Origin of the sequence: Mycobacterium hainanense (assembly GCF_041890355.1) — a bacterium.
Classification (GTDB): domain Bacteria; phylum Actinomycetota; class Actinomycetes; order Mycobacteriales; family Mycobacteriaceae; genus Mycobacterium; species Mycobacterium hainanense.
The window spans coordinates 5,674,955-5,701,006 of sequence record NZ_CP169059.1; the positions used below are offsets into that span (position 1 = coordinate 5,674,955).

The following is a 26,052-nucleotide window of genomic DNA, read 5'->3' on the forward strand; positions in this document are numbered from 1 at the left end:
CTTACCAGTCTTCGGGGCGTGTTCTTACCGCAGGTGGGGATCGCCGGCCGGGACCCACCACCGCCCGGCGGGCGGGTCCGGCCAGCCGCGGGTGCGCGCGATCGCCAGCAGCGCGTCCACGGCCTCGCGCACGCTGGTGCGGTCGTCGTCTCGCCGGTACAACAGCGACCATGTCCACAGCGGTATCGGCGCGGCGACGGGACGCTGTCCCAGACTCGGTGGCAGCGCCGCGGTATGGCGCTTCGGTGACGCGAGCACCGCCGCGCCCACCTTGCGTACATGCGCGTAAAACGCGTCCCCGGTGATGCCGCCGTCGTCGATGTGCACGACGCGCGCACCGACTGTCGCCGCGAACTCGGTGGCGTAGCGGTTCCACGACGACCATGCCGACTCGTCGGCGTCGACGAGCACGCTGAGCCGTTGCGCGGCAACGGGTTCCGCCGAACTGGCGCCGGGCAGAACCGCGCGCAACGGCTCCGCTCTCAGCAGGTGCGCGATCAAACCACGCTCACTGACTTGCTCGGCGGTGACCCACGCCAACGCGACGTCGAGGGTGCCGTCGGCCACCCGGTCGGCTTGCGTGTGCGACGGCAGCACCCATTCGTCGAGGCGCAGGTCCGCGCCAGAACCCACCAGGGCGGTGATGTCCTCGGGCAGCCAACTGACGTAACCCAGGCGCACCGGCGTGCTGCGCGCGGCCGCCTGCTTCAGCCGGCGCTTGGCGTCGTCGGCCAGCGACAGGATGTGGCGTGCATCCGGAAGAAACGTCCGCCCGGCCTCCGTCAGTCGAACGCTGCGTCGGTCCCGCGCGAGCAAGTCGGCGCCCAGTTCGCGCTCCAGCGCAATGATCTGTTGCGAGAGCGCCGGCCCGGAGATGTGGACGCGTTGGGCGGCCCGGCCGAAGTGCAACTCCTCGGCGACGGCCACGAAATAACGCAGCTGCCGCAATTCCATACGCGCAGCCTAGACGGCGCGATCGACCGCGCCGGGCCGCCGCGATCCCACGCTGACGGCCGTCGTTTCGTCGGTCAGGTGCTTACCGATCTGCCGGATCTGCCGCGCGGACAGCGGGCACAGCGGGTGCACGGCCACCATCAGCGCCACCTGGCGCTCGTCGAAAACGGGTGCCGCGATGGTCACCACGGGTTGCTTGCGCCGGCCCGGATTGTCGTCGGACAAAAAGCCGATGGTGGTGAATTCGACGCGCAACTGATCCATGATGTGGCGCACCGGCAGCGGCATGTCAGCGCTGTCCAACGTGCCGACCACCTGGGCGGCCTGCGCCAGCGCCGGCGTCGTCCAGTCGACGTCGAAGCCGCGCTCACGCGTGCGCGCCAGCACCTGCTCCAGGCGCCGGATGCGATCGGGGTTGTCGCCCGCGCCGCGGCGGATCCACGCGCGTTGTTCGTCCTCCTCGTCCCAGGCGGCCAGGGCTACCCCGAAGGGCGGAGCGTACGGGATACGATCGCCCGGTATCCCGGACGGTTGGGTGGCGGGCTCGCCCTCAAAGGCGGTGACCACCAACGAATCCCCGAACCGCTCGACGACGGAGCAGGCGTAGCCGACCTCGCGGGACAACCGCAGCGCCGCGGAGCGCGCCGCGTGGGCCAGCGGGCGGGCGGTGTCCGTTCGCGCCGCCACGACGGCCAGCGCCGGGCCCAGAGTGAACGTCTTGGTGACCGGGTCTCGGCTGGCCCACCCGCGGTCGCACAACGTCTTCAGGATCGCGTGCGCCGTCGCCTGGGTGAGATCGAGCTCGCGTACCACGTCGGAGAACCGCAGCCGCGCATTCCCGGACCGGGCCAGCAGCTCGACCACGTCGAGCACCCGGGCCGTCGGCGCAGACGTCGCTCCGCGAATGGCTTGACTCCTTCGCCGCACGATTTAGAGTTGAACGAACATTCGAGATCTTATATCGATTATTCGAGAAAGCCACGCGTATGCGCGCTGCGGTGTTGAGAAACGGCCGGTTCGAATCCGCTTCCCAGCGCGGGCAAGATGATCGGCCTCGACGAAATGCCCGATGCGCTCGAACTGGCCCGCCGGTCGGACGGTTCACCGCGCATTGTGGTCCATCCGACGGAGGCCTGTCATGACCGAACGCGAGGACCGCCAGGACATTTGCGAGCTGCTGGTGCGCTACGCCACCGGGATAGACCGGCGCGACTGGCCGCTGTTTCGCACGGTGTTCTCGCCGGACTGCCAGCTCGACTCCGGGGAGATCGGATCGTGGTCGGGCGTCGACGCCGTCGCCGACTTCATGGAGCAGGTGCACGCCTTGGCGGGGCACACGCTGCACCGGCTGACCAATCAAGCGATCACCGTCGATGGCGACAAGGCGAACGCGCGGACCTACATCGACGGGCTGATCATGGCCGCCGACAACAACTCCGGGGTCAACGCGATCGGTTTCTACGACGACGAGATCGTGCGCACGACGGACGGCTGGCGGATCGCCCGCCGGCGCTACACCCAGCTGCGGCTGACGACGGTCGGGGGTTCCTAGATGACGTTCGCAACCAAATACGGGCCGTGGGCGCTGGTGGCCGGCGCCTCGGACGGGGTGGGCGCGGCATTCGCGCGCGGGCTCGCCGAGCGTGGCGTCAACGTCGTGCTGATCGCCCGCCGGCGGGCCGTTCTGGACGACGTCGCGGCCGAGATCCGCAGTGACACGTCGGTGTCCACGCGCACTCTTGCCATCGATCTCGCCGAACCGGGCGCGGCGGCGGCGATCGCCGCGGCGACCGGCGACCTGGAGATCGGCTTCCTGGTGTACTGCGCGGGCGCCGACCCGAACTTCGAGCCGTTCTTGGCCAATCCGATCGAGGTGGCCGAAGCGATGGTGCAGCGCAACTGCATGGTGCCGATGCAATTGTGCCACCATTTCGCCGCCCCGATGGTGGAGCGGGGCCGCGGCGGCATCGTGTTGTTCGGTTCTGGCGCCGGCCTGGCCGGCGGCGCCAACATGGTCGCCTACGGCGCGACGAAGGCGTTCGACATGGTGTTCGCCGAAGCGCTCTGGGCCGAGTTGCACGACAAGGGTGTCGACGTCCTGGGCCTCATCCTGGGCAAGACCGACACGCCCGCGTTGCGGCAACTCGAGCACAGCCGCGGACAGATCGGCTCGCTCCACGAGGTGCCGCCGGGCGCGGCGGCCGTGACCGACGTGATCGCCGAGGCCTTCGAGAACCTGGGCAATGGGCCGACGCTGATGGTCGGCGACATGATGCGCGCCGCCGAACAAATGCTGGCCTCGCTAACCCGCAACCAGGCCGTAGCACTGTTCGCGCAGGCCGCGGCGGCGGCCATGGGTCCCGGCAATTAGTGGAACCTTCCCCGCTGCCGGGCCGTCATACTGCGCAGGGACGAACCTCACGGTGGAAGGTTTGCCAAACTTCAAAATCAGGCCAACCTAACTTTGCCGGTGCATAGTTCTGGCCAGCAAAGATGAGCCGGAGCGCAACGACACTCCGTCGGCCGACGACGTTGCTGGCGGCGCGCCTCCCGGGTACTTTAGGGAGGCGTTAGGCACGGCTATCCACCCGGGAGCAGCCGCTCTTAGTCGCCACCCCTGCCAATCGAAGGATGATGATGCTCGCCACCGACAGGCCCGCGGGCGCCACCGCGACGGCAGAGCGGTCACGGCGTCTCACCCTGACTCGTTCGGGATTGATCACCGCGGCATTCGTCGCCCCCGCCGTGATCATCCGCATCGTCGGCCTGCACCCCGACGCGGTCTTCGCCCTGCTGATCTACGGGGCCGCGGTCGTCTCGGCGAGCTTCTTGCTGGCCTGGGCTGCGGAAACCGCCCACATCGATGTCTCCGGCGGTCTGGCGACGGCGATCCTGGCGTTGATCGCGGTGCTCCCCGAATACGCCGTCGACCTGTACTACGCGTATGTCTCCGGCCACAACGCCGACTACACGCAATACGCCGCCGCCAACATGACGGGCTCGAACCGGTTGCTGATGGGTCTGGGTTGGCCCGTCGTGGTGTTGGTCAGCATCGTCGTGGCGCGCAAGGCCGGGGCGAAGAACGCCACCGGTTTGGCGCTGCAGCCGACCAATCGCGTCGAACTCGGGTTCCTGCTGATCGCCGGTGTCGTCGCCTTCGCGATCCCGGCGAGCGGGCAGATCCATTTCGGCCTCGGGCTGGCGCTGCTGGCGTGGTTCGGCTTCTACCTGTACAAGATCAGCCACGGCGACGTCGAGGAGCCCGATTTGATCGGGACGGCCGCCGCCCTCGGGGAGCTGCCCGATCGCGGGCGGCGCATCGTCGTCGTCGGCCTCTTCCTGGTGTCCGGCGCGGTGATTCTGCTGTGCGCCAAGCCGTTCGCCGACAACTTGGTCGCCGCGGGAACTGAGCTGGGCATCGACCGGTTCCTGCTGGTCCAGTGGCTCGCCCCACTGGCTTCCGAGGCCCCCGAGTTCATCGTCGCCACCATCTTCGCCGCCCGGGGCAAGGGCACGGCGGCCATCGCCACCCTGATCTCCTCCAAGGTCAACCAGTGGACGCTGCTGATCGGGTCGCTGCCGGTCGCCCACCTGCTGGGCGGCGGTGGATTCTCGCTGCAGCTCGACCCGCGTCAGGTGGAGGAAATGCTCCTGACGGCCACCCAGACCATGATGGGCGTGGCGCTGCTGTTGGCGTTGCGATTCCACCGCGCCGCGGCGTGCACGCTGCTGGGGTTGTTCATCGTGCAATTCCCGATCGCCTCGACGCACGGCCGGCTGCTGCTCTGCGCCGTCTACGCCGTGGTGGCCGTCGTCGCGCTGATCCGCTACCGCCGGCACGTAACCGCCACCCTGCGCGCGCCGTTCTTCGGGACGGCCATCCGGCACACCGGTCACCCCCACCATCCGGTACCAGAGCCCTAGCATCCGGCGATCGCCGGCCGTATACGGTCCACGGTATGAATCGAATTTCGGTGATCACCGGCGGCGCCGGCGGCATGGGTCTGGCCACGGCCAGGATCGTCGGCCGCGACCACACCCTGGTCCTGGCCGACGTCAGGCAGGACCGGCTCAAGGCGGCGGCAGCAGCGCTCGAAGAGCTCGGGATGACGCCGACAGCCGTCGACTGCGACGTCACCGACCGGGCTGCGGTCGATGACCTGCTCGAAACGGCGCAGGGCCTTGGGACGCTCGCCTCGGTCATCCACACCGCTGGAGTCAGCCCCAGCATGGGGTCCGCCGACTACGTCATGCGGACCAACGCGCTCGGCACGCTCAACGTCAACGAGGCGTTCTACGCCGCGGCCGGCGAGGGCGCAGTGATCGTCAACGTAGCCTCGATGGCGGCCCACATCCTGCCCGCGGAAATGGTTCCGGTGGACCAATTTCCGCTCGCGCTGCGCGACGCCGACGCCTTCCTGGACGCCCTGATGACGACGTGCAACATCGTGCCCGAGGAAGCGCGGTCCGGCATCGCCTACGCGGTCAGCAAGAGCTTTGTGAAGTGGTATAGCCAGTCCCAGGCGGAGAGGTTCAACGGGCGCGCGCTGCGCATCGTCTCGGTTTCGCCGGGCTCGATCGACACCGAGATGGGCAGGCTCGAGGAGCAGGCGGGCGCGGGCGCAATGGTCACCAACGCCGCAGTCCCGCGGTGGGGCAAGGCCGAGGAGATGGCCGAACTGCTCGCCTTCTGCGCCAGTGACAAGGCGGGCTACCTCACCGGCACCGACATCCTCAACGACGGCGGCGTCATCGCCTCGATGACCGAGCGTGCCCGGGCGGCCGCCGCCGGCTGAGTCCGCCGGCGTCAGACCAGGTAGTAGAGCTCCGGGTGCGGAGCGATTTCGGCCGGCGTCGTGAGCGGCGCCGTCCCGTCGATCTTGTGGTGTGCGTAGCGCACCGCTTTGAGTGTGGCCGAGAATTCCTCGTCCTCCTCGGGGAAGACCTGCTCGGCGGGGAACCAGCTTTGGAACCCGACATTGCTCAGGACGCCGAGCGTATCCGGTCGCACCCCGGCCAGCAGGATCGTCACCCCTCGGGCGGTCTCGTCGCGCAGGAAATGCTCGATGCGTTCGATGCAGACCACGTCGGGATGCCGCACTCGCTTGAGCCGCAACACCACGAACGTGATGCCGTCCTCGGCGACCCGCCGGCTGATTGTGGACAGGTAGCGGTCCAGCTCCGGCGCGGCCCCGAAGAACAACTCCCCTTCCAGGTCGTAGATGACGATCGATGGATCCGCCGCGTCGCCCGGGATACGCTCGCGCACAACACGTTCGGGTGTGACGATGAGCTCCCTCGCCTTGAGCTTCGCCGCCCGCGGGACGAAGAGCAGGATCGAGAGCACCACACCGAGCAGCACCGACTTGTCCAGGTCGACCGCCACGCCGGTGAACGCGGTGACGATCACCAGGCCGGCGTCGTACTTCGACGCCTTGAGCGTGTAGACCAGGCGCCTAAAGTCGACCAGCCGCGCCGCGGTCACCAGTAGCAGCCCGGCCAGCGCCGCCTGCGGGACGTACCTCAGCAACGGTGCGAACAGCAGCAGCGCCGCGGCCACCGTTGCGGCGGAGACGATTCCGGAGAATCGCGTACGGGCGCCGGCCTGGAAGTTGATGGCCGACCGCGACAGCGAACCCGAGCCCGGCAGGCTCTGAAAGAAACCGCCGGCAAGGTTGGCCAGGCCTTCGGCCATGATCTGCCGGTTGTAGTCGATCTGTTGGTTGGTCTGATAGGCAATGGCTTTGGCGATCGATAGCGCCTCGATGATGCCGACGAAGGCGATGGCCAGCGCACCCGACGACAGGTGCGGCAGCCAGTCGGCGTGTACCTCGGGAACGTGCGCGCTGGGCAGGCTGCGCGGGATTTTTGCGGCCACCGCGACCGCGGTATGTCCGTTCGAGCCCGGAACCGACCAGCCCGCCAAATACGCGATCAATGCGGTGATGATCAGCACGGCGAGCATGTCGACCTGCGGCCACCGATACCGCTGCACCAGCTTCCGTAAGACCACGGCCAGCACCACCGCCGCGGCGCTCAGCGTCAGGGCGCGGTAGTTGACGTGGTCACCGTGGGTGAGCGTCAGCCACACCCGGCGCAGCACCTGCATGTGGCCGTTGCCCTTGTCCCGCACGCCAAGCGCGTTGCCCAGCTGCCCGATGGCGAGCAGAAACGCAGCCGCCACCATGAAGCCGATGATCACCGATTCGGAGATGTAGCGGGTCAGATTGCCCAGCTTGAACAAGCTGATCAGGATCTGGAATGCCCCCACCAGCACGGCCAACAGGAACAGTCCCTCGAACAGTTCGGTCGCGTTCTCCGAGTCGATGAACGCGAGCGCCGTGAACACGAGCAGCGAGATGGCGCTCGTCGGACCGTTGATCAGATGCGACGAGGATCCGAAGACCGAGGCGACGATCGTCACGACGATGGCCGAGTACACGCCGAACCGGGGATCCACCCCGGCGATCAGCGCGTACGCCATCGCCTGGGGAAATGAAATCGCGGCCACGGTGAGCCCGGCGATCAGATCGTGCCGACCCTTCACCAGGTCGTAATTGAAGGCGATGGCCACCGTGCTCGTCTTCCGCTACGTTCCCGATACCGCGCCCGGCGGCGCGGAGATCGCGTCGAGGATTCCGTTGGTGCCGAAGAACTGTTCTCGGGCGTCGGCCCAGTCCTTGGCTATCGCTCCGACCGGGAAGAGGGTCAGCGGCGGCAGCCAATCCGCGTGCCGGGCAAGGATTTCTGGCTTGAACGGCCGATAGCCGTACTGCGCCACCTGCTCTTGCCCCGCGTCGGTGAACAAGTAGTCGAGGTAGGCCTTCGCGTAGCCGGCCGTCTTCCCGTCCGTGACGTTGGCATCCACCCACGCCACCGCGGGCTCGGCAAGGATGCTGACCGGTGGGTAGACGAGCTCGAGTTCGTCCTTGTTGGCGGCGACCTCGCGCAGCGCCTCGTTCTCCCAGGTGAGTTGTACGTCACCGACCTTCGCCAGCGTGAAGCTGTCGCCGGCGCTGCGCGCGCCGGCGTCGGAAACCGCAACGTGGCGCAACAGCGTCCGCACGTAGTCGGCCGCCTGGGCGTGGCTGCCGCCGCGGGTGGTGACCGAACCCCAGGCCGCCAGCACGCTGAGCTGGCCGTTGCCCGAGCTGCGCGGGTTGGGGGTCACCACGGACACATCACTCTTGATCAGGTCGGGCCAGTCGTGGACGCCCTTGGGGTTGCCCTTGCGGACGACGAAGGCGATGGTCGAGGTGTACGGCACCGAATGGTTCGGCAACCGCCGCTGCCAGTCGGCCGCGACGAGGCCCCGCTTGCTCAGCGTGTCGATGTCACTGATCAGCGCCAGGGACACGACGCTGGCTTTTTGGCTGCCGTCCAGGACGCTGCGCAGCTGTCGTCCGGATCCGCCGTGAGATTCCTTGATGTCCAGGGTGATTCCGGTTCGGGCCCGGTATTGCGCGACGAATGTCCGATCGATGGCGGTGTACAGCTCGCGCGTCGGGTCGTAGGAGACGTTGAGGATCCGATTGGCCCCCTGGGGAGATGCGTTCTTGACCGCGATGGCCCCGGCCGCAACCAGTATGGCCACAACGCCGAGGACGGTAAGCCAGTTGACCCGCAGCCGCGGGGGGCTCGGACGCGCGTCCAGCATCGAGGCGTCCTCCCGCGGCAATGGCTCCGACGGGTTCGTCTGGCGCCAAGACTTTTAAGCATGTTAACGATCGGCTCACCCGGGTGCAGCGGTGAGAATCAGCCTGAAAATAAGTGCGCGTCATCGGTCGGGCCAGTTACTCCTCGACCAGATGATCACCGAGCGCTACCGGCTCGACGACATCAACGACGTGTACGCCGACCTGACCGCCGGCCACCTGATCCGGGGTGTCATCGACTTCGGGCTGCGCTGGCATCGCCGGCTGGTTGCCGCTGCGGTGCGACCAGTCCCGCCTCTTCAGCCGCCAGGTGCGCCGGGCGTACTCCAGCTCGGTGTACGGCCATTGCGTGACGATCCGGCCGGTGGGCGAACGGAAGTAGCTGTCGCACTGGGTCCAGATGGTGCGCTCCAGGTCCGCGGAAAGTTGGTCGTTATAGCGCTTTTCGGCCTCCGGGCGGACGTCGACGTAGCCGCCCTTGCGCGCCACCCTGCTGACCGCGCTGGCGATCAGTCGCGCGCCGGCTTCGAGGATGTAGACGATCGAGTTGCCACCCTGGTTGGTGTTGGGGCCATAAAGCATGAAGAAGTTCGGGAAGCCGCTGACCGCGACGCCCAGATACGCGCTCGGATCCTCGCCCCAACGCTCGTGCAACCGGCTTCCACCGGGTCCGACGACCTCGATGCCGGAGAGATAACGGGACGTCTCGAACCCCGTGGCCAGCACGATCGCGTCGGCTTCGACCCTGCGCCCCGCCTCGGTCAGCACGGTTGATGCATCTATCCGCTCGATCGGGTCGGTGACCAACTCCACGTTGTCGCGTTGCAACGCCCGATAGAACTCATCACCCAACAGCACGCGCTTGCAGCGAAACGGATAGTCCGGCGTCAACGCCCGGCGCAGCCGCTCGTCGTCGACGGTGCGTTCCAGAAACGACGTCGCGACCCGCGTGCGCGCCGTCACAACGGGGTCATCGGCGAAGGTCGCGGTGTTGTCGTGCTGAAACTTCCAGATTTGCCAGCGGGTACGGCGCACGGCCAGCGGGTTTCGGCGGAACCGCGCCAATTCGGTGGCGCTGTAGGGGCGGTCGTCCTTGGGCACCATCCACGGCGGTGTGCGTTGGAAGACGCTCACGCGGCCGGCGATCGTGGCCAGTTCGGGGACCGCCTGGACCCCGCTCGCGCCGGTGCCGATGACCGCCACCTTCTTGCCCGCCAGATCGGCATGGTGATCCCAGCGCGCGGTGTGCATCAGCGCGCCGCTGAAGTCGCTCAGGCCCGGGATGTCGGGAAGCTTTGGGGCGCCGAACAATCCGACGGCGCACACCACCACATCCGCGGACAAGCTGGCGGCGTGTCCTGCGCGGTCGAGCTCGCATTCCCAGCTCCCGTCGTTCCAGCGCACCGAGCGCACGCGGGTGCCCAGCATGAGATGCCGGCGCAGGTCGAAATCGTCGGCCACCGATTCGAGGTAGGCCAGGATCTCGGGCTGCCGCGCGTAGGTACGGCTCCACGACTTGTTGGGCGCGAACGAGAACGAGTAGAGGTGGCTTTGGATGTCGCAGGCGGCGCCCGGATAAGTGTTGCGCCGCCAGGTGCCTCCGACGCCGTCGTCGCCCTCGATGATCACCAGATCGTCGATGCCGGCCCGGCGCAGTGCGACGGCGGCGCCGAGGCCACCGAAGCCGGCGCCGATGATGGCCACCCGGGGCGGGCGCCGGCGCCGGGTCGCGGCCCGCAACCGCCCGACGCCGTAGCGCCACCGGGCCCGCGGACTGGTCACGGCCCGGCCGTCCCGCCGCGAATCAGGTAGCCCTGCAGGTCGCCACCCACCCGCCACGCGCGCAGTAAGTCGGCGTACTCGGTGGGTCCGCCGAAGAAGAAGCTGCCCTGGCGAGTCTTGGCGTCCGCCTTGCCCTCCCGGTTGTAGTAGCCCGGGGTGCACGTCTGGGCCCGCTCGGCGCTGGCGGCCGACCGCGCGACAACCGTGTCGACCCACGCGGCCTCGGCATCGGGTGCGGCCTCCACTTCGGCGACGCCGCGCTCGAGCGCCCACGCGATGATCCACGCCGCGTGCGTTGCCTGGACATCCAGCAGGTAGGGGAAATTCACCGTCAGCCCCGCCTGGGCGATGCTTTCGATGAAGCAATTGGGAAACCTCGACGTGCACAGGCCCTGGAACGTGCGCACCCCGCCGGCCCAATGTTCGGTCAGCGAGACCCCGTCACGACCGATCAACTCGAACCCGGTGCGTCGGCAGTAGTCGGTGCCCACCTCGAACCCGGTTGCGAAGATCAAACAGTCGAGCTCGTAGGGCACGCCGTCGACCACCACACCGGACTCGGTGATGCGCTGGACCCCGCGGCCGCGGGTGTCGACCAGCGTGACGTTATCGCGGTTGAACGTCTGCAGGTACTCGTCGTGGAAACACGGGCGTTTGCAGAAGTAGCCGTACCACGGTTTGAGCGCCTCCGCGGTGGCCGGATCGGTGACGAGGTCGTCGACTCGCGCCCGGATCTCCTCCATCTTTGCGAAGTCGGCGATCTCGATGTCGCGTCCGCGTTGCGTGGGGTCCACGACGCCGTCCCCGTCGTGGCGCATCACGGGCAGCTTGCGCGTGATGCTCGTCCAGGCATCGGCGACGAGATCTTCGTCGGCCTGGCCGCCGGCGGTCAGGATCTGGAAGTTCTCGATGCGCTGACGCTGCCAGCCGGGCCCCAAGGTGTTGGCCCACTGCGGATCGGTTTCGCGGTTCGCGCGGACGTCGACCGATGACGGCGTGCGCTGGAACACGTAGAGCCGCCGCGCCGCCCCGGCGAGGTGAGGAACGCACTGGATCGCCGTGGCACCGGTGCCGATGATGCCGACGCGCTTGCCGGCCAAGTTCTCCAAATTCTCGCCGGTGTAGGCGTAGTCCCACCGGCTGGTATGGAAGGCGTGCCCGCGAAAGGCGCCGAGGCCCTCGATGCCCGGCAGCTTGGGCTTGGCCTGATAGCCGTTGGCCATGGACACGAACCTGGCCCGCATCTCATCGCCGCGGTTCGTGCGAAGGATCCACCGGGATTCCTGGGCGTCCCAGCGGATCTCGTGCACGTCGGTCTGCAGGCATGCGTCGCGGTAGAGGTCGTAGTGCCGGGCGATGCGCTGGCAATGGGCGAAAATCTCCGGCCCCTTGGCGTACTTCTCGGTCGGGACGTAGCCAAGCTCCTCCAGCAGCGGCATGTACACATACGACTCGACGTCGCAGGCGATGCCCGGATACCGGTTCCAGTACCACGTCCCGCCCACGTCGGCCGCCCTGTCGATGAGCCGCACGCTCTCCACGCCGAGCTGACGCAGCCGCGCCCCCGTCAGCAGCCCGCCGAACCCGGCGCCGACGACCGCGACATCGACCTCGTCGGTCAGCGGCTCGCGCGTGAATTCACCGTCCGCCCACGGGTCGTCGGCGAAGCGGGCGAATGCGCCCGCCGTCTCCACGTACTGTGCGATGCCGTCCGGGCGCAATCGGCGCGCGCGCTCTTCGGCGTACCTGCGTCGCAGCGCGTCGACGTCGAACGTCGCGCCAACGGTTTCAGTCAAGGCCCGGTCCTCTCGGCCCGACTATATAATCAATCGCTTGATCATATCAACGCCTCCGGCGACTACCTGCGGCTATCCCGTCCGCTGACGAACAACGTTCCCCTGATCATCTTCTTGGCCGCGTCCAGCGCGGCGTGGTAATCGCGCGCCGGCGAGGTGGCCGCCAGCTCGACCAGCCCGTAGACGAGCGCGTAGACGGCCTCGACGACGCTGTCCCGGTCGGGATGCTGCGCCAGGTCGCCCCGCCGGTAGCCGTCGTCGACGACGCTCTCGATGATCTCGCGGAAAGCCTGAAATCCCGTGCGCCCTTCGACTTGTGGGTCGGTGCCGACCGCTCCTTCGGCGCGGATCACCCACTCGAAGGCCGCGAGGTCGGGATACTCGCGCATGAGCCGGCCCGATTCGTCGAGTACCGCTTCGATCCGGTCGACCGCGCTCCCGGACCGCGTGGCGGCCGCGCGCAGCCGTGGCAACGCGACATCGGTGCGCGCCGCGATGGCGGCCTTGATCAGCTCGGCCTTGTTCGGGAAGTAGTTGTACAGGTTGGCGCTGGTGACGTCCGCGGCGCGGGCGATTTCGCGAATGGTGGCTCGCGAGTAGCCCACCATGGCCACGCAGTGCATGGTGGCCGCGATGATCCGCTGGCGGGTCTGTTCACCGCTGGCGCCGACGGGCCGTCCCCGCTGCGCCCGCGTCACCGCATTGTCCCCACTCGCGCGTCCTGTCCGCCGGCTCTCGGTGCCTGACATGGTCGAATATAATCGAGTGATCGATTAGTTCGGGGTTCCCTGCGGAGGTGCACGGTGCGTGAGGGGCTGCGCCGCGACGGGTACCTTGCCGCATGAGCGTCCCGCCCTCGCAATTGGGACGCCCGGTGGGTGCGGACGGTGAGCAGACCCGCGCACGCATCATCACCGCGGCCATGCGGTGCGTGGCCGAAAGGGGCTACTCCCGCACCACAATCCGCGAGATTGCCCGCGCCGCCGACATGACGAGCGGCAGCCTCTACCACTACTTCCCGAACAAGTCCGAATTGCTGAGCGCCGCCGTCGAGGACATCGAGCGGATCGCCGTCCGGCGGCTGCAGGACGCCGCCGCGGGGGGCGACGGGGTAGTCGATCGGCTCGCGGCGGTACTGGATGAGGCGAGCCGGATGATGCGCGAGCAACCGCACCTGGCCGCGTTCGATCGCGCGGTGCGCGCGGAGAGTAATGAACATCCGGTTCCCGGCCGACCGAAGCATCTCGGGCTCAACGCGTTGCGCCGCAACATCGTCGAGATCCTGCGCGACGCCCGGGCCGACGGTGCGCTGCCTGCGGGCACCGACACCGGGGCCGCCGCCGACGCGATCCATGCGCTCGCGCGCGGTCTCACCGAGCGCGCAGCCGTCCTGGATGCCGACGCCTACGCCGCCACGCTGGCTTCGGCGAAGGAGTTGATCAGCGGGGCGCTGTTCGCGCCGCCAGCGAATCACCCCAGGTCCACAGCGCGACGCCGATCAGCACCAAGTCCTTGAGCAGGAACTGCCCCGGCAGCGCCGACAGCACCGGAATGCCATGCGCATGGGTCGCGACCACGCCGGGCGTGGTGAACAGGAAACTCAGTGTGCCAAGGAACAGCACGACCGCCAGCGCACTCCCGAGCGCCGACGCGCGCGGCCACACCGGCCTCAGGGCGATCAGAATCGCGGCGACGATTTCCATGGTGCCCAGCAGTCGCGCGACGGTGGTGACACTCAGCACGTCGTAGATCCAGCTCATCAGGGGGCTGTGGTCAATCAGCACACGGGATTCCATCTTCACGTACTTGCCGAATCCGATCCAGGCCAAGACGATGACCAACCCGTACCGGCTGATCAATCGGCCCGACAGCGTCAACGGCTGCGCCAGGCGGGAACCGGTGGCGACGGGGGCTGGGTTGCGGGTGATCACGGATGATTCGATTTTGTCCACAGAGCAGCCACGAGTGGCCATCCGGTTTTGTTCACCCGCCGGGAGAACCGTTATCCGGCGTAGCGATCCCGCAACTGGGCCAGCGTCGCCTCGATGCCGGCGGCATTCGCCTTCACCGCGCCAATCAGCTGGTAGTAGTTCAGCGCATTCTTGACCGCACCGGCGCGGCTGTAGTCGAACGTCTCCGTGACCCGCGTCCGGGTCGGCGAGAGCGCCTCGAACTCCCACCGCCAGCGGTGTCCCAGCGGATGACGCCATTCGATCAGTTCGTTGGGTTTGAGCGCCGTCACCGTGCTGGTGATCCGATACGGCAGGCCGTACATCTTCATGCTGGTCGAAAACTTCGATCCCACAGCCATTTCCGCGGGAACCTTGATGTTGTCACGCACCGTGCCCGACCCATCCAATTCGCTGTGCCGCCGCGGATCGGCGGCCATCGCGTACAGCTCAGCGGCTGGGGCCGCCACCTCGACCGACCGGCTCACCCGCCGCGGACCCGCGTCGACAACGTTGGTCATGATCTTTCCTTTCGGCTGTCCGGCAGCGTCAGCTCGACGCTACGCTCGCCGAGTCGAATTCAGAACAGGGAAGTGCCCCGCCTCGCCAGGGGCCGCGATGCGCGTGACCGGGCGCCCACCCCGAGAGGAGCCGAAACCACCTATGAGTCAATCTATTTCGGGAAAGGTGGCGCTGATCACCGGCGCCGCGCGGGGGCAGGGTCGGGCGCACGCCGTGCGCCTGGCCGCCGAAGGCGCCGACATCATCGCGGTCGACATCGCCGGCCCGTTACCGCCGAGCGTTCCCTACGATTCGCCGACGCCCGAAGACCTGGCGGAAACGGCAAGGCTGGTGAGCGCCAACGGCAAACGGGCCATCACCAAGGCCGTCGACATCCGCGACCTCGACGCGCTGAAGGCGGCGGTCGACCGGGCCGTGGGCGAGCTGGGCCGCCTCGACATCATCGTGGCCAATGCCGGGATCTGCAGTCCCGCGCCGTGGGACCAGATCACCGCGGAAGCGTTCCGCGACACCATCGACACCAACGTGACCGGCACCTGGAACACGGTGATGGCCGGCGCCCACCACATCATCGACGGCGGCCGCGGCGGCTCGATCATCCTCATCGGCTCCGCTGCCGGCATCAACATGCAGTCGTTCATGATCCACTACACCGCGAGCAAGCACGCCGTCGTCGGGATGGCCCGCGCCTTTGCCGCCGAGCTCGGCCGGCACAACATCCGCGTCAACAGCCTCAATCCCGGAGCGGTGGCGACGCCGATGGGCACGGGCCGCATGCGCGACGCCCTGAGGACGGCCGCCGACACCTACCCGCACCTGCGGGGCCTGCACAAGCCGCTGCTGCCCGAGGGAATCGCCCAGCCGGAGGACATCGCCGACGCGGTCGCGTGGCTGGCCTCCGACCAGTCGCGGCTGGTCACCGCCACCCAGGTTTCGGTCGACATCGGCGTCGGCTACGTCTGATTCCGGTCGACGACCGACACTGCCAAACCTGGATGCGATCCGACCAGGCAGAATTGTGGGGTACCGGAAGGGAGACCATGACGACGAGCGAATACCGGGTCGACGGGATGAGCTGCGGCCACTGCGAATCCGCCGTGCGAGACGAGGTCGGCCGCCTCCCCGGCGTGGAGCGCGTGGACGTCAGCGCCGACACCGGCAGGCTGGTGATCACGAGTTCTGCTCCGATCGACGCGGACGCCGTCCTCGGCGCGGTCGACGAGGCCGGCTACGAGGCCGTCTTGGTCGCATGAGCGCAGTGCCGGTGAGCCATATCGAGCTCGAGATCGCGGGGATGACGTGCGCGTCCTGCGCCGCCCGCATCGAGAAGAAACTGAACCGGCTCGACGGCGTCGCCGCCACGGTCAACTACGCGACCGAAAAGGCCGTCCTGACGGTTCCCTCGGGATACGACCCGCAGTTGCTGATCGCCGCCGTCGAGCAGGCCGGCTACACCGCCGCCCTGCCGCAACGCCGGGAGGAGCCGGCCCCCGGGGAGGGCGCCGACACCGACCTGGCCGCGCTTCGCACCCGCCTCATCACGTGCCTCATGCTCGCCACCCCGGTGATCGCCATGGCGATGATCCCCGCCCTGCAATTCCGCTATTGGCAGTGGGCGTCGCTGGCCCTCGCGGCGCCTGTCGTGGTGTGGGGTGGCCGTCCCTTCCACGCCGCAGCCTGGGCCAACCTCCGGCACGGCGCCGCCACGATGGACACCCTCGTCTCGGTCGGCACGCTGTCGGCCTTCCTGTGGTCGCTGTACGCGCTGTTCCTCGGCACGGCCGGAGCTCCGGGAATGCATGACCGCTTCGAACTGACCATCCGACCCTCGGACGGTGCGGGCAACATCTACCTCGAAGTCGCCGCGGGCGTGACCCTGTTCTTGCTGGCCGGACGGTACTTCGAGAAGAGGTCCAAGCGGACGGCGGGCGTCGCGATGCGCGCCTTGCTCGAGCTCGGCGCCAAGGACGTCGCCGTGCTGCGAGACGGCGTCGAGACCCGGATCCCTGTGGACCGCCTCACTGTCGGGGACCAGTTCCTGGTGCGGCCCGGGGAGAAAGTCGCCACCGACGGCGTCGTGGTCTCGGGTTCCTCCGCCGTGGACGTCTCGATGCTCACCGGAGAGTCCGTGCCCGTCGAGGTCGGCGAGGGCGACAGCGTCACGGGCGCCACCGTCAACGTCGGCGGACGGCTCGTGGTGCGCGCCACCCGGGTCGGCGACGACACGCAACTGGCGCACATGGTCAAGTTGGTGGAGGAGGCGCAGGCGGGCAAGGCCGACGTGCAGCGGCTCGCCGACCGCATCTCCGCGGTGTTCGTCCCCGTGGTCATGGGGGTTGCCCTGGCGACGCTCGGCGCATGGCTCGCGCTCGGATTCCCGGCCACGGCGGCCCTGACCGCGGCCGTCGCGGTGCTGATCATCGCCTGCCCGTGCGCGCTCGGGCTGGCCACCCCGACCGCCCTGCTGGTCGGAACCGGCCGAGCGGCCCAGCTCGGGGTGCTGATCAAAGGGCCCGAAGTCCTCGAATCCACCCGCAATGTCGACACGATCGTGCTCGACAAGACGGGCACCGTCACGACCGGGAAAATGGCGCTCGTCGACGTGATCGGTGGCGAGGGGACGGACCGCGCGACGCTGCTGCACTACGCCGGGGCGCTCGAGGATGCCTCCGAGCATCCCGCCGCCCGCGCCATCGCCAAGGCTGCCAAGGAGGAGCTCGGCCGGCTGCCTGCGGTCGACAGATTCACCAACTTCGAGGGCCACGGCGTGCGTGGCCTCGTCGACGGCCACACCGTCGCCGTGGGTCGCGTGAGCCTGCTGGCCGATTGTGGCCAGCCGCTGGACCATGAGCTCTTGGCGGAGAAGGAGCGGGCCGAGGCCGAGGGCAAGACCGCGGTCGCCGTCGGCTGGGACGGCCGGGCCCGCGGGGTCCTGGTCGTCGTCGACACCGTCAAACCGACCAGCGCGGAAGCGGTCCGGCGGTTCAAGGACCTCGGCCTGACACCGATCCTGCTGACCGGCGACAATCGGGGCGTGGCCGAGCGCGTCGCCGCCGAGGTCGGCATTGCGCAGGTCATCGCCGAAACCCTGCCCGCCGACAAGGTCGCCGCCATCACGCGGTTGCAGTCGGAGGGCAGGGTCGTCGCGATGGTCGGCGACGGCGTCAACGACGCCGCCGCCCTGGCGACCGCCGATCTCGGGGTGGCCATGGGCACCGGCACCGACATCGCGATCGAAGCCGCCGACCTCACCGTCACCCGCGGTGACCTACGCGCCGCCGTCGACGCGATCCGTCTGTCCCGGCGGACCCTGACCACCGTCAAGGCCAACCTGTTCTGGGCCTTCGGCTACAACATCGCCGCGCTCCCGCTCGCGGCGCTCGGCATGCTCAACCCGATGCTCGCGGGCGCCGCGATGGCGTTTTCCAGCGTTTTCGTCGTCGCCAACAGCCTGCGGCTGCGCTCCTTCACCAGCGTCACAGCCTCCTAACGGCCACGCCCACACGCCGCGATGGCAGGCGGGCCCGTGGGGCCGGTGTGGGATAGTTGTTGCCGACCCACCGCGTTCGAACTGACCACGGGTCCGCCCCCGCGCAGCGATCGACTCAGCAAAGGCAACGACCGTTGGACCAATTCTTCGGACGACTGTCCTTGCTGCACGGCTGGTTTCCGCCGACCGTGCAGGCACTGACTCTGCTGGTGGTGATCATCGCGATCCAGTGGCGTGCCCGGCGGTGGCTCAAGCGGGTGCTGCCCGTGGCCGTGATCGCGGCCGCCGCAACGACCGCTCTCGCATATTGGTACATCACGTCGCTCGGCGTGGCCGGCGACCCGGCGCCGACGACGCTGTGGCTGTGGATCGCGGCGACCGGCCTGGCCGCCGCGGTTTTCCTGGTGGGCTGGCCGGGCGCACGGTGGTGGCGCCGGGCAGTGGCGGTGCTGTCCATCCCCCTGTGCGTGCTGTGCGCGAGTCTGGCCCTGAACAGCTGGGTGGGCTACTTCCCGACGGCGCTCGCCGCGTGGAACCAGCTGACCTCGGTCCCGTTGCCCGACCAGATCGACCGCCTGCGCGTGACCGAAATGCAGGTCGCCGGGACCAGGCCGAGCAAGGGCGTGGTGGTGCCGGTGGACATCGACGACAACGCCTCCCACTTCCGCCACCGCCGGGAATTGGTGTACCTGCCGCCTGCATGGTTCAACAGCAATCCGCCACCTCGCCTGCCGGCGGTCATGATGATCAGCTCGGCCTTCAACACCCCGGCCGACTGGCTGGGCCCCGGTGGCGCCTTCACCGCCATCGACAACTTCGCCGCGGCGCACCGCGGCTTCTCCCCCGTGCTGGTGTTCGTCGACCCCACCGGTTCGTTCGACAACGACACCGAGTGCGTCAACGGCAGCCGGGGCAATGCCGCCGACCACCTGACCAAGGACGTCATCCCTTTCATGGTGTCCAACTTCGCCGTCAGCGCCGATCGAGCCAATTGGGGCGTCGCCGGATGGTCGATGGGCGGCACCTGCGCGGTCGACCTGGCCGTGATGCACCCGGAACTGTTCAGCGCGTTCGTGGACATCGCCGGTGACCGCAGCCCCAACGTCGGCCCCAAGGACCAAACGATCGCTAAGCTGTTCGACGGCAACCGGACCGCCTGGGCCGCGTTCGACCCGCTCACCGTGATCGCGCGGCATGGTCGATACACCGGGCTGTCGGGATGGTTCGACGTCCCGGGATCGTCCGAACCGCGCAACGTCGCCGAGGAAGCCAATCCGACGTCCGGCGCGGTCGGCACGGACCCCGCCGCCAACCCGGAAGGCCAGGACGCCGCCGCGAACGCGCTCTGCGCGGCCGCCTCGGCCAACGGCATCAGCTGCGCCGTGGTCAGTCAGCCGGGCAAGCACGACTGGCCGTTCGCCGCCCAGGCGTTTACCGCGGCTCTGCCGTGGCTGGCCTCAACGCTGGGTACGCCGGCAGCCGAGCCGGTGCAGCTGCCTGAGCGGGGCGGCGGCGAACCACATTGACCACAAAATTCACAGCTGACCCTCCCGTAACGCATCCGGAATGTTCGCCCTGGTAGTGGTACGGTTCGCTGCTGATGGCTGACGACTTTGTGCGCGACGGACGACCCCTCCGCGGGTCGGACCGGCGCGCGCCGCGGCGAAGCCACCGACGGGTCCAGTCCGCCGCCTTCGCTCCGGGCCTTCGTCTGCCCGCGATGAATCGTCGTCAGTTCCTGGGTTCGCTTGCCGCCTCGGTTGTTGCCGGTGTGGGCGCCGCGCGGCTGGTGGTCGACCCGCAGCCGCGAACCTTCGCGGACGTACCCGCGGATTCCGCGGCGACTTCGGGACCCGCCGCCCCGGCGGCCCTGTTGCCACCGCCGCCATTGAGCGCACGCATCCCGCTCCCCGGCGGCGGCGCGCTGACGAAGATCCCCGGCGACGGCGACCTGCTCGCCCTGACAGTCGACGATGGCGTCAACAGCGAGGTGGTGCGCGCCTACACGCAGTTCGCCAAAGACACCGGTGTGCGACTGACCTACTTCGTCAACGGCACCTATGAATCCTGGACCGAGAACGCGGACATGCTGCGGCCCTTGGTCGACAGCGGTCAGATCCAACTCGGCAACCACACGTGGTCGCACCCTGATCTGACGACGCTGACGAAAGAGCAGATCGCCCAACAGCTCACCCGCAACGACGAGTTCCTCAAGAAAACATATGGGATCGGCGCGAAGCCGTACTGGCGGCCGCCGTACGCAAAGCGCAACGCCGTCGTCGACGGCATCGCCGCCGACCTGGGTTACACCACGCCGACGTTGTGGTCGGGGTCGCTGTCGGATTCGACGTTGATCACCGAGGAATACATCGTCCAGATGGCGGATCAGTACTTCACGCCGCAAGCCATCGTCATCGGGCACCTCAACCACCTTCCGGTGACGCATGTCTACCCGCAGCTTGTCGACGTCATCCGCTCCCGCAACCTGCGCACCGTCACGCTTAATGACGTCTTTCTCAAAACACCTTAGCCCGCGAATTCGCTTGCGCCCGAGACTAACCCGGTCCGACGCGCCAGGCCCGGTCCGTCACTGGCGGCAGAAGCGGCGCGCTAGCTCGCCGGCCGGATGTTCTGGTTGATGTGGAAGACGTTGTCCGGATCGTATTGCGCCTTGATCTCGGTGAGCCGCTGGTAATTCGGGCCGTAGGTCGCCCGCACGCGCTCTTGGCCCTCGTCCATCATGAAGTTCACGTAGGCACCGCCGGCCGAGTACGGATGCGTGGCGTCCCAGTAGTCGACGGTCCAGCGTTTCAACAGCTCCGCATTCGCCGGGTCCGGGTCGACCCCCGCGATCACTTGCGAGAAGTTCACGTCCCGGTACGCCCAAGCCGTATCCGTTTGGCCGACCCGGTGCACCGCGCCGTCGATGGGGTACAGGTGCATCGTGGAGTGCATGGTCGGCAGCTCCTCGGTGAAGCGGGCGTGGGCCCGCACCGCGGCGTCGGGGAGGGTTCGGACGAAGTCGCCGCGCCAATACCATTGCAGGCCTTTGGCATACAGTCCATCGAAGGTCGACTGCAGCGCGGGGTAGCGGGCTGCGCCCAGGCCGTCGAAGGCGGGTTCCATCTGGCGGATCGGCGCGAACGCCTCTTCGGCGCCCGCGGGATCCCCCGTGTAACACCACATCACGGCGCAGGCCTTGTGCAGGTGGAACGCCTCGGGGAACGGCGCCACCGGCGGGACCGTCATGGCCGCGAAGAATCCGTAGAGGTCCTCGTCCTGCGCGGGCATGAAGTCCCGGTACCACGACAGGATGTCGGCGGTGTGCGCGGAGGGCCACGCCGTGGGGCCGCAGATCACCGTGTGGACCGGGTGCAGGCGGAACGTGAACGCGGTGACCACGCCGAAGTTCCCGCCGCCGCCCCGCAGCGCCCAGAACAGCTCGGGGCGCTCGGATTCCGACGCGGTCACCACCTTGCCGTCGGCCAGCACGACTTCGGCCTCCAACAGGTTGTCGATGGTAAGGCCGTGCTTGCGGGTGAGGTACCCGTGGCCACCGCCGAGCGTCAGGCCGCCGACACCGGTCGTGGAGATGATGCCGGTCGGCGTCGCCAGACCATACTCGTGCGTCGCGGCGTCGACCTGTGCCCACGTCGCCCCACCTTGCACCCGGGCGGTGCGCCGCTCGGGGTCGACGTCGACGCGGTTCATCGGCGACAGATCGATGACGAGGCCGCCGTCGACCGAACCGAAGCCGGGACCGTTGTGGCCACCGCCGCGGACGGCCACCGACAGGTTCGACCGTCGGGCGAACTCGAGTGCCTCCGCGATGTCGGCGGCCGACCGGCAGCGGGCGATCACCGCCGGCCGCTTGTCGATCATCGCGTTGTGCAGGGCGCGTGCGTCGTCATACTCCGGGTCGTCCGGCACGATTACCTGCGAGCCGAGCCTGGCCCGTAATTCGTCGGTCGCGGTTGTGAGGCTCATCGCCCACACCTCCTTGTTTGCTCGGCGGTGTTGATGCCGCGACGTTACGAGGCCCGTGAGCCGCGTGTCATGACCACAACCGAGCATTTCCGAGGCATTCCACGATAGTCACATCTGACTATCGACCCACCCACATCGCCGCGGTTACCTTGTTTGCATGGCGCTGTGGGTGCCACCCCCGCTCCCGGCCGAACTCATCGCTCGTCGCCGCGGTCCGCTCGTGGGCCGCGACGCGGAACTCGCGGTATTCGAGCAGGCCTGGGCGCGGGTCGAGGCGGGCAACCGCCAGGCGGTGTTCATCGGCGGCGAGCCCGGCGCCGGTAAGACGCGCCTGGCCGCGGAGGTGGCCGCGACGCTGTTCGACCACGGTGTCGCGGTGCTGGTGGGCAGTTCGACCGCCGACGAGGATCTGCCCTACGCGCCCTTCGCCGAGGCGCTCGATCGGCTGCTGATCGCGGCTCCTCCCGGCTCGATGGCCGAACCGTTGGCCGATGTGGGGCCACAGCTGCGGCGGCTGTCGCCGCAAGTGGGCCGGCACTTGTCCGACGACGGGACTGCGCCGGATGTCGGTTCGGCGCGGCAGGCCCTCTTCGACGCGCTGACCGGGTTCCTGCGGCGCCTGGCGGTCGACCGCCCGGTCGCGCTGATCCTCGACGACCTGCACTGGGCCCAGCTGCCCACCCTCGCGCTGCTCGAACACGTGCTGATCGGCTGCGCCGACGTGCGGATGCTGGTGGTGGTCACGTTCCGCACCACCGAGCCCGACCGGTCCGACGACCTGGCGACGCGGCTGGCCGAACTGCACCGGTTCGACGGCGTGCGGCGCCTGGATCTGGCGGGGCTGGACACCGAGGCGATCGCCGAGTTCGTGGCCCGCACCCAACAGCTGGCGCCGGCGTCGGCGCGCACGGCCGCCGCTCTGCTGCGGGAGCGGACCGGCGGCAACCCGTTCTTCCTCACCGAACTGGTCAACGACCTGGAAATCCGCGGCGGCCTGGCCACTTTGAGCACGCAGCAGACGGTCCCCGCATCGATCGGGGATGCTATCGCCCGCCGCCTTGCCGGGCTGGGTACCGCCGTGCGGGCGGTGATCGAGCAGGCCGCGGTCTTGGGCCAGACTTTCGACCTGCCGGCGCTCATCTCGACATGCGAGACGGAGGTCGGCGCAACGCTGGCGGCGATCGATTCGGCCGAGGCCGTGGGGCTTGTCCGCGCGGTCCACGACTCCGACGGTGAATTCGCGTTCGTGCACGCGCTGACCCGCGAATCGGTGCTCGGCGGGATGGCCGCCTCGCGGCTGCGAATCATGCACGCGCGCGCAGCCGAAGCGCTCGAGGGACGCGCCGACCCGTCGCTCGTACCGCGCCTGGCCAACCACTTTCTGGTGGCGCACGTGCTGGGCTATCACGAGCAGGCGTTGCGGTACGCGCGCCAGGCGGCCCGGATGGCCGAAAAGAGCCTGGCCTACGAGGACGCGGCGAAGTGGTTCGAGCGGGCGGCGTCGCTCCCCGAACTCAACCTCGCCGACCGCGCCAGGCTGCAACTCGACGCGGCCGCCAACCACGTGCGCGGGGGCTCGTTCGCGCGGGCGCGGGCCATCTACGAACGCATCGGCGGAATGGACGACCCGTTGATGCGGCTGGAGGCGGCCGTCGGTTACGAGGAAGCCAATTGGCGTCCCGGGCAGTCGAATTCGAAGGCTGCGGACTTGCTCGCGTCGGCTCTGGAGACGTGCGGATTGCACGCCGAGGACCCCCGCTATGTGCAGGCGCTCGGCAGCTTCGGCCGGGCGCTGGCCTTCGCCGGCGAGGCGGCGCGGGCCCGGGAGGTCGGCGCCGACGCGATCGAGCGCGCGCGGGACATCGACGACCCGGCGGTGCTCCTGCACACGTTGAAAACCAGTCTGTGGCAAGGCCTTACCCCGGAAATGAGCGCACTCCAGGCGCAGCGTTCGGCGGAGGTGTCGCGCCTGGCCATGGCGCGTCGCGATTACGAATCACTGGGCGCGGCGTCACACTTTTACGCCATGGTCAGTTACTTGGCCGGCCGCCCCGACGGCTTGGCCGCCGCGACCGCCGACATGCGGCGAGCCGCCCAGACCTGCGGACAACCCGCCTTCGGCTTCGTCGGCGCCTGCATCGAGCAGGCGCTGGCCTATCTGCGCGGTGACTTCGCCGGCGCCGAACGCTGGGCCGACATCGCCTTGCGCACAGGCGATTTGTTCGGCGCCGACGACACCGAGGGGTCCAACGGGGTACAGATGTTCATGATCCGCCGCGAGACCGGCGACCTGAAGCGGTTCGGCGAGTTCATCGACGGCAGTGAAACGTTCACCGGCCGCTGGGTGCCCGGGCTGCTCGCGCTCTATACCGAGCTCAAATGCGAGCGGGGCATGACCCGTGCGCTCAACCATCTGCTCAACCGCAACCTGAGCGACCGACTCGAGGACGCGCAGTGGCCGATGGAGCTGGTTTTCATGGTCGAGGCGGCGTTGGAGCTTTCCCACCGCGAAGCGGTCCACGCGTTGCGCCCCTTCGTCTCGCGTTATGCCGGAAAGAATTTGGTGGCGGGGCAGTTCGTCGCGCTGTTCGGCAGTGCGGACCGGTATTTGGCCCGCATTGCGGCGCTCTGCGGGGACGGCGCCGCGGCCGAGCGGCACTTCGCCGCCGCCATCGAGATGGACCGCCGGATGGGCTCGGTGGTCCATATCAGCGAGACGCTGGCCCGGCACGCGTTGTTCGCAGCATCGTGCGGTCGTGCCGACGACGCCCGGTCCCTGGCGGAGGAGGCGCGCGCAATCGCTGGTGCGATCGGCCAGAGCAGGGTCGTCGACTTGGCCGATGCGATGCTGACCGGCTGGTCCCTGGGGCCCGACGGGCTGACCGAACGGGAGGTGGAGGTGCTTCGGCTGCTCGCCGAGGGGCTGAGCAATCGCACGATCGGCGAACGCCTTTTCATCAGCACCAACACCGCCGCCAACCATGTGCGCAATATTTTGATCAAAACGGGCGCCGCGAACCGCACGCAGGCGGCGATGTACGCCGCCGATCACGAGCTCCTCGGGTAGCGCGTTCAGATGTCGGACAGGGCCCCGTCCGGCATCAGTCGGTCCTTCACTTCGACGACGGCGTCTACGGGCAGGCCGGCCCGCGCGGCGGCGGACCTGATGGCCTCCGGTGACGGTGCCTCATACAGGCAGTAAGTCTTTCGTTTGTCCGCCGAGAGGAACGAGTACATCCAGCGGACACCCTCCTGGTCGTTGATCCGGTTGATGCCGTCGACGGCCTCGAGGCCTGGCTCCAGTTCCTGGGCAAAGTTGCGCTCGACCATGAAGATGGGCACTCGGGACTCCTGTTCACTGTCTCGGCTCGAGCCTAGGCTGTCAGCGGCGGTCACGACATGGCATTTTCCGACGGGCGTCAATCCCCGGCGGCCCCACCTTGGTCGGCGAGCAACATCTGCAGCGCCTCGCGCAGGCCGGCCAGTCGCTCCCGGCCCAGTACCTGTTCCCACCGTTGCTCCAAATCCATAGCGTTCGAACGCATTACGTGTAACGCCTGGCGGCCGCGCGGTGTCAACTCGATGATCCGGGCCCGCGCGTCGGCGGGGTGGGGGGCCCGGGTGACGTAGCCGTGGCGCTCCAACCCGGCAACCGCCTGGGCCACCGCCTGACGGCTCACTTGGAGCCGATCGGCCAGATCCGATGCATGCAGCCCGCCCGCGACCAGCGGGACGAGCGCCACCGCTTGCGCGGGGCGGATGCCGTCGAGGCCCGCGGCGGCAAACGCTGCCCGCAACCGCGGCGCCCCGGACGCCGCCACCAGGTTGACCAGCGCGGGCACCGTGGGCTGCCAATCGGGGGCCAGGGGGCGTCGCATGGGGAAAGTGTGCCACCCGAGCGAGAATGACAAGCACCT

At 68.5% G+C, this 26,052-nt stretch carries 23 protein-coding genes and 1 pseudogene; 12 read left to right on the plus strand and 12 right to left on the minus strand.

Going from position 1 to position 26,052, the window contains the following annotated elements:
* Positions 1 to 24: 24 nt before the first annotated feature.
* Complete coding sequence (locus ACEL92_RS26735) at positions 25 to 954, minus strand: LysR family transcriptional regulator (protein ID WP_374023558.1); 930 nt, start codon at positions 952 to 954, stop codon at positions 25 to 27.
* 9 nt (positions 955 to 963) lie between these two features.
* Positions 964 to 1,827: a helix-turn-helix domain-containing protein gene (locus ACEL92_RS26740; RefSeq protein ID WP_374026400.1), complete on the minus strand. Its 864-nt coding sequence runs from the start codon at positions 1,825 to 1,827 to the stop codon at positions 964 to 966.
* Positions 1,828 to 1,974: 147 nt separating this feature from the next.
* Between ACEL92_RS26740 and ACEL92_RS26745 the strand changes: the two are divergent.
* The 5 genes and pseudogenes from ACEL92_RS26745 to ACEL92_RS26765 all read left to right on the plus strand — a co-directional run.
* Positions 1,975 to 2,082 (plus strand): annotated as a pseudogene (locus ACEL92_RS26745) (zinc-binding dehydrogenase); the annotation flags it as partial.
* Positions 2,083 to 2,092: 10 nt separating this feature from the next.
* On the plus strand, positions 2,093 to 2,506 hold the full coding sequence (locus ACEL92_RS26750; RefSeq protein WP_374023559.1) for a nuclear transport factor 2 family protein: 414 nt from the start codon (positions 2,093 to 2,095) through the stop codon (positions 2,504 to 2,506).
* Positions 2,507 to 3,325 carry an SDR family NAD(P)-dependent oxidoreductase gene (locus ACEL92_RS26755; protein WP_374023560.1) on the plus strand — a complete coding sequence of 273 codons (819 nt, stop codon included), beginning with the start codon at positions 2,507 to 2,509 and terminating at the stop codon, positions 3,323 to 3,325.
* A gap of 260 nt (positions 3,326 to 3,585) precedes the next feature.
* Positions 3,586 to 4,878: a sodium:proton exchanger gene (locus tag ACEL92_RS26760; RefSeq protein WP_374023561.1), complete on the plus strand. Its 1,293-nt coding sequence runs from the start codon at positions 3,586 to 3,588 to the stop codon at positions 4,876 to 4,878.
* Between the two features lie 35 nt (positions 4,879 to 4,913).
* A complete protein-coding gene (locus ACEL92_RS26765; RefSeq protein WP_374023562.1) occupies positions 4,914 to 5,750 on the plus strand; it encodes an SDR family oxidoreductase in 837 nt (278 codons plus the stop codon).
* A gap of 11 nt (positions 5,751 to 5,761) precedes the next feature.
* Here ACEL92_RS26765 and ACEL92_RS26770 read toward each other — a convergent pair whose 3' ends face one another.
* The 5 genes from ACEL92_RS26770 to ACEL92_RS26790 all read right to left on the minus strand — a co-directional run bounded on the left by ACEL92_RS26770 (position 5,762) and on the right by ACEL92_RS26790 (position 12,885).
* Positions 5,762 to 7,528: a SulP family inorganic anion transporter gene (locus ACEL92_RS26770; protein WP_374023563.1), complete on the minus strand. Its 1,767-nt coding sequence runs from the start codon at positions 7,526 to 7,528 to the stop codon at positions 5,762 to 5,764.
* Positions 7,529 to 7,543: 15 nt separating this feature from the next.
* Positions 7,544 to 8,611, minus strand: coding sequence for a sulfate ABC transporter substrate-binding protein (locus ACEL92_RS26775; RefSeq protein WP_374023564.1), 1,068 nt, complete (start codon positions 8,609 to 8,611; stop codon positions 7,544 to 7,546).
* Positions 8,612 to 8,747: 136 nt separating this feature from the next.
* Positions 8,748 to 10,391 (minus strand): flavin-containing monooxygenase, encoded by a 1,644-nt coding sequence (locus tag ACEL92_RS26780; protein ID WP_374023565.1) that lies wholly within the window; start codon positions 10,389 to 10,391, stop codon positions 8,748 to 8,750.
* On the minus strand, positions 10,388 to 12,187 hold the full coding sequence (locus ACEL92_RS26785; protein WP_374023566.1) for a flavin-containing monooxygenase: 1,800 nt from the start codon (positions 12,185 to 12,187) through the stop codon (positions 10,388 to 10,390). Before ACEL92_RS26785 ends, ACEL92_RS26780 begins: the two co-directional genes overlap by 4 nt.
* Before the next feature lie 62 nt (positions 12,188 to 12,249).
* A complete protein-coding gene (locus ACEL92_RS26790; protein WP_374023567.1) occupies positions 12,250 to 12,885 on the minus strand; it encodes a TetR/AcrR family transcriptional regulator in 636 nt (211 codons plus the stop codon).
* A gap of 143 nt (positions 12,886 to 13,028) precedes the next feature.
* On the opposite strand from ACEL92_RS26790, the gene ACEL92_RS26795 reads away from it, so the two are divergent.
* Positions 13,029 to 13,703 (plus strand): TetR/AcrR family transcriptional regulator, encoded by a 675-nt coding sequence (locus tag ACEL92_RS26795; RefSeq protein ID WP_374023568.1) that lies wholly within the window; start codon positions 13,029 to 13,031, stop codon positions 13,701 to 13,703.
* Here ACEL92_RS26795 and ACEL92_RS26800 read toward each other — a convergent pair.
* Together ACEL92_RS26800 and ACEL92_RS26805 are read right to left on the minus strand one after the other, a co-directional pair.
* Positions 13,627 to 14,076: a DUF417 family protein gene (locus ACEL92_RS26800; RefSeq protein WP_374026401.1), complete on the minus strand. Its 450-nt coding sequence runs from the start codon at positions 14,074 to 14,076 to the stop codon at positions 13,627 to 13,629. The two genes, ACEL92_RS26795 and ACEL92_RS26800, sit on opposite strands and share 77 nt — an antisense overlap.
* Positions 14,077 to 14,189: 113 nt before the next feature.
* Positions 14,190 to 14,660 carry an SRPBCC family protein gene (locus ACEL92_RS26805; protein ID WP_374026402.1) on the minus strand — a complete coding sequence of 157 codons (471 nt, stop codon included), beginning with the start codon at positions 14,658 to 14,660 and terminating at the stop codon, positions 14,190 to 14,192.
* A gap of 139 nt (positions 14,661 to 14,799) precedes the next feature.
* Here ACEL92_RS26805 and ACEL92_RS26810 point away from each other — a divergent pair, with 139 nt between their 5' ends.
* From ACEL92_RS26810 to ACEL92_RS26830, 5 genes are all read left to right on the plus strand, one after another.
* Complete coding sequence (locus tag ACEL92_RS26810) at positions 14,800 to 15,621, plus strand: mycofactocin-coupled SDR family oxidoreductase (protein ID WP_374023569.1); 822 nt, start codon at positions 14,800 to 14,802, stop codon at positions 15,619 to 15,621.
* A gap of 77 nt (positions 15,622 to 15,698) precedes the next feature.
* A complete protein-coding gene (locus ACEL92_RS26815; protein ID WP_374023570.1) occupies positions 15,699 to 15,911 on the plus strand; it encodes a heavy-metal-associated domain-containing protein in 213 nt (70 codons plus the stop codon).
* Positions 15,908 to 18,148 carry a heavy metal translocating P-type ATPase gene (locus tag ACEL92_RS26820; protein WP_374023571.1) on the plus strand — a complete coding sequence of 747 codons (2,241 nt, stop codon included), beginning with the start codon at positions 15,908 to 15,910 and terminating at the stop codon, positions 18,146 to 18,148. Before ACEL92_RS26815 ends, ACEL92_RS26820 begins: the two co-directional genes overlap by 4 nt.
* Before the next feature lie 134 nt (positions 18,149 to 18,282).
* Complete coding sequence (locus ACEL92_RS26825; protein ID WP_374023572.1) at positions 18,283 to 19,674, plus strand: alpha/beta hydrolase; 1,392 nt, start codon at positions 18,283 to 18,285, stop codon at positions 19,672 to 19,674.
* A gap of 194 nt (positions 19,675 to 19,868) precedes the next feature.
* Complete coding sequence (locus ACEL92_RS26830) at positions 19,869 to 20,678, plus strand: polysaccharide deacetylase family protein (RefSeq protein WP_374023573.1); 810 nt, start codon at positions 19,869 to 19,871, stop codon at positions 20,676 to 20,678.
* 80 nt (positions 20,679 to 20,758) lie between these two features.
* On the opposite strand, the gene ACEL92_RS26835 is transcribed toward ACEL92_RS26830, so the two are convergent.
* Positions 20,759 to 22,135 carry an FAD-binding oxidoreductase gene (locus ACEL92_RS26835; protein WP_374023574.1) on the minus strand — a complete coding sequence of 459 codons (1,377 nt, stop codon included), beginning with the start codon at positions 22,133 to 22,135 and terminating at the stop codon, positions 20,759 to 20,761.
* Positions 22,136 to 22,292: 157 nt separating this feature from the next.
* Here ACEL92_RS26835 and ACEL92_RS26840 point away from each other — a divergent pair, with 157 nt between their 5' ends.
* Positions 22,293 to 25,202 (plus strand): AAA family ATPase, encoded by a 2,910-nt coding sequence (locus tag ACEL92_RS26840; RefSeq protein WP_374023575.1) that lies wholly within the window; start codon positions 22,293 to 22,295, stop codon positions 25,200 to 25,202.
* 5 nt (positions 25,203 to 25,207) lie between these two features.
* Here the strand turns inward: ACEL92_RS26840 and ACEL92_RS26845 are convergent, their stop codons facing one another.
* Together ACEL92_RS26845 and ACEL92_RS26850 are read right to left on the minus strand one after the other, a co-directional pair.
* Positions 25,208 to 25,477 carry a DUF4242 domain-containing protein gene (locus ACEL92_RS26845; protein WP_374023576.1) on the minus strand — a complete coding sequence of 90 codons (270 nt, stop codon included), beginning with the start codon at positions 25,475 to 25,477 and terminating at the stop codon, positions 25,208 to 25,210.
* A 77-nt stretch (positions 25,478 to 25,554) separates the two neighbouring features.
* Complete coding sequence (locus ACEL92_RS26850) at positions 25,555 to 26,013, minus strand: MarR family winged helix-turn-helix transcriptional regulator (protein ID WP_374023577.1); 459 nt, start codon at positions 26,011 to 26,013, stop codon at positions 25,555 to 25,557.
* Positions 26,014 to 26,052 lie beyond the last annotated feature (39 nt).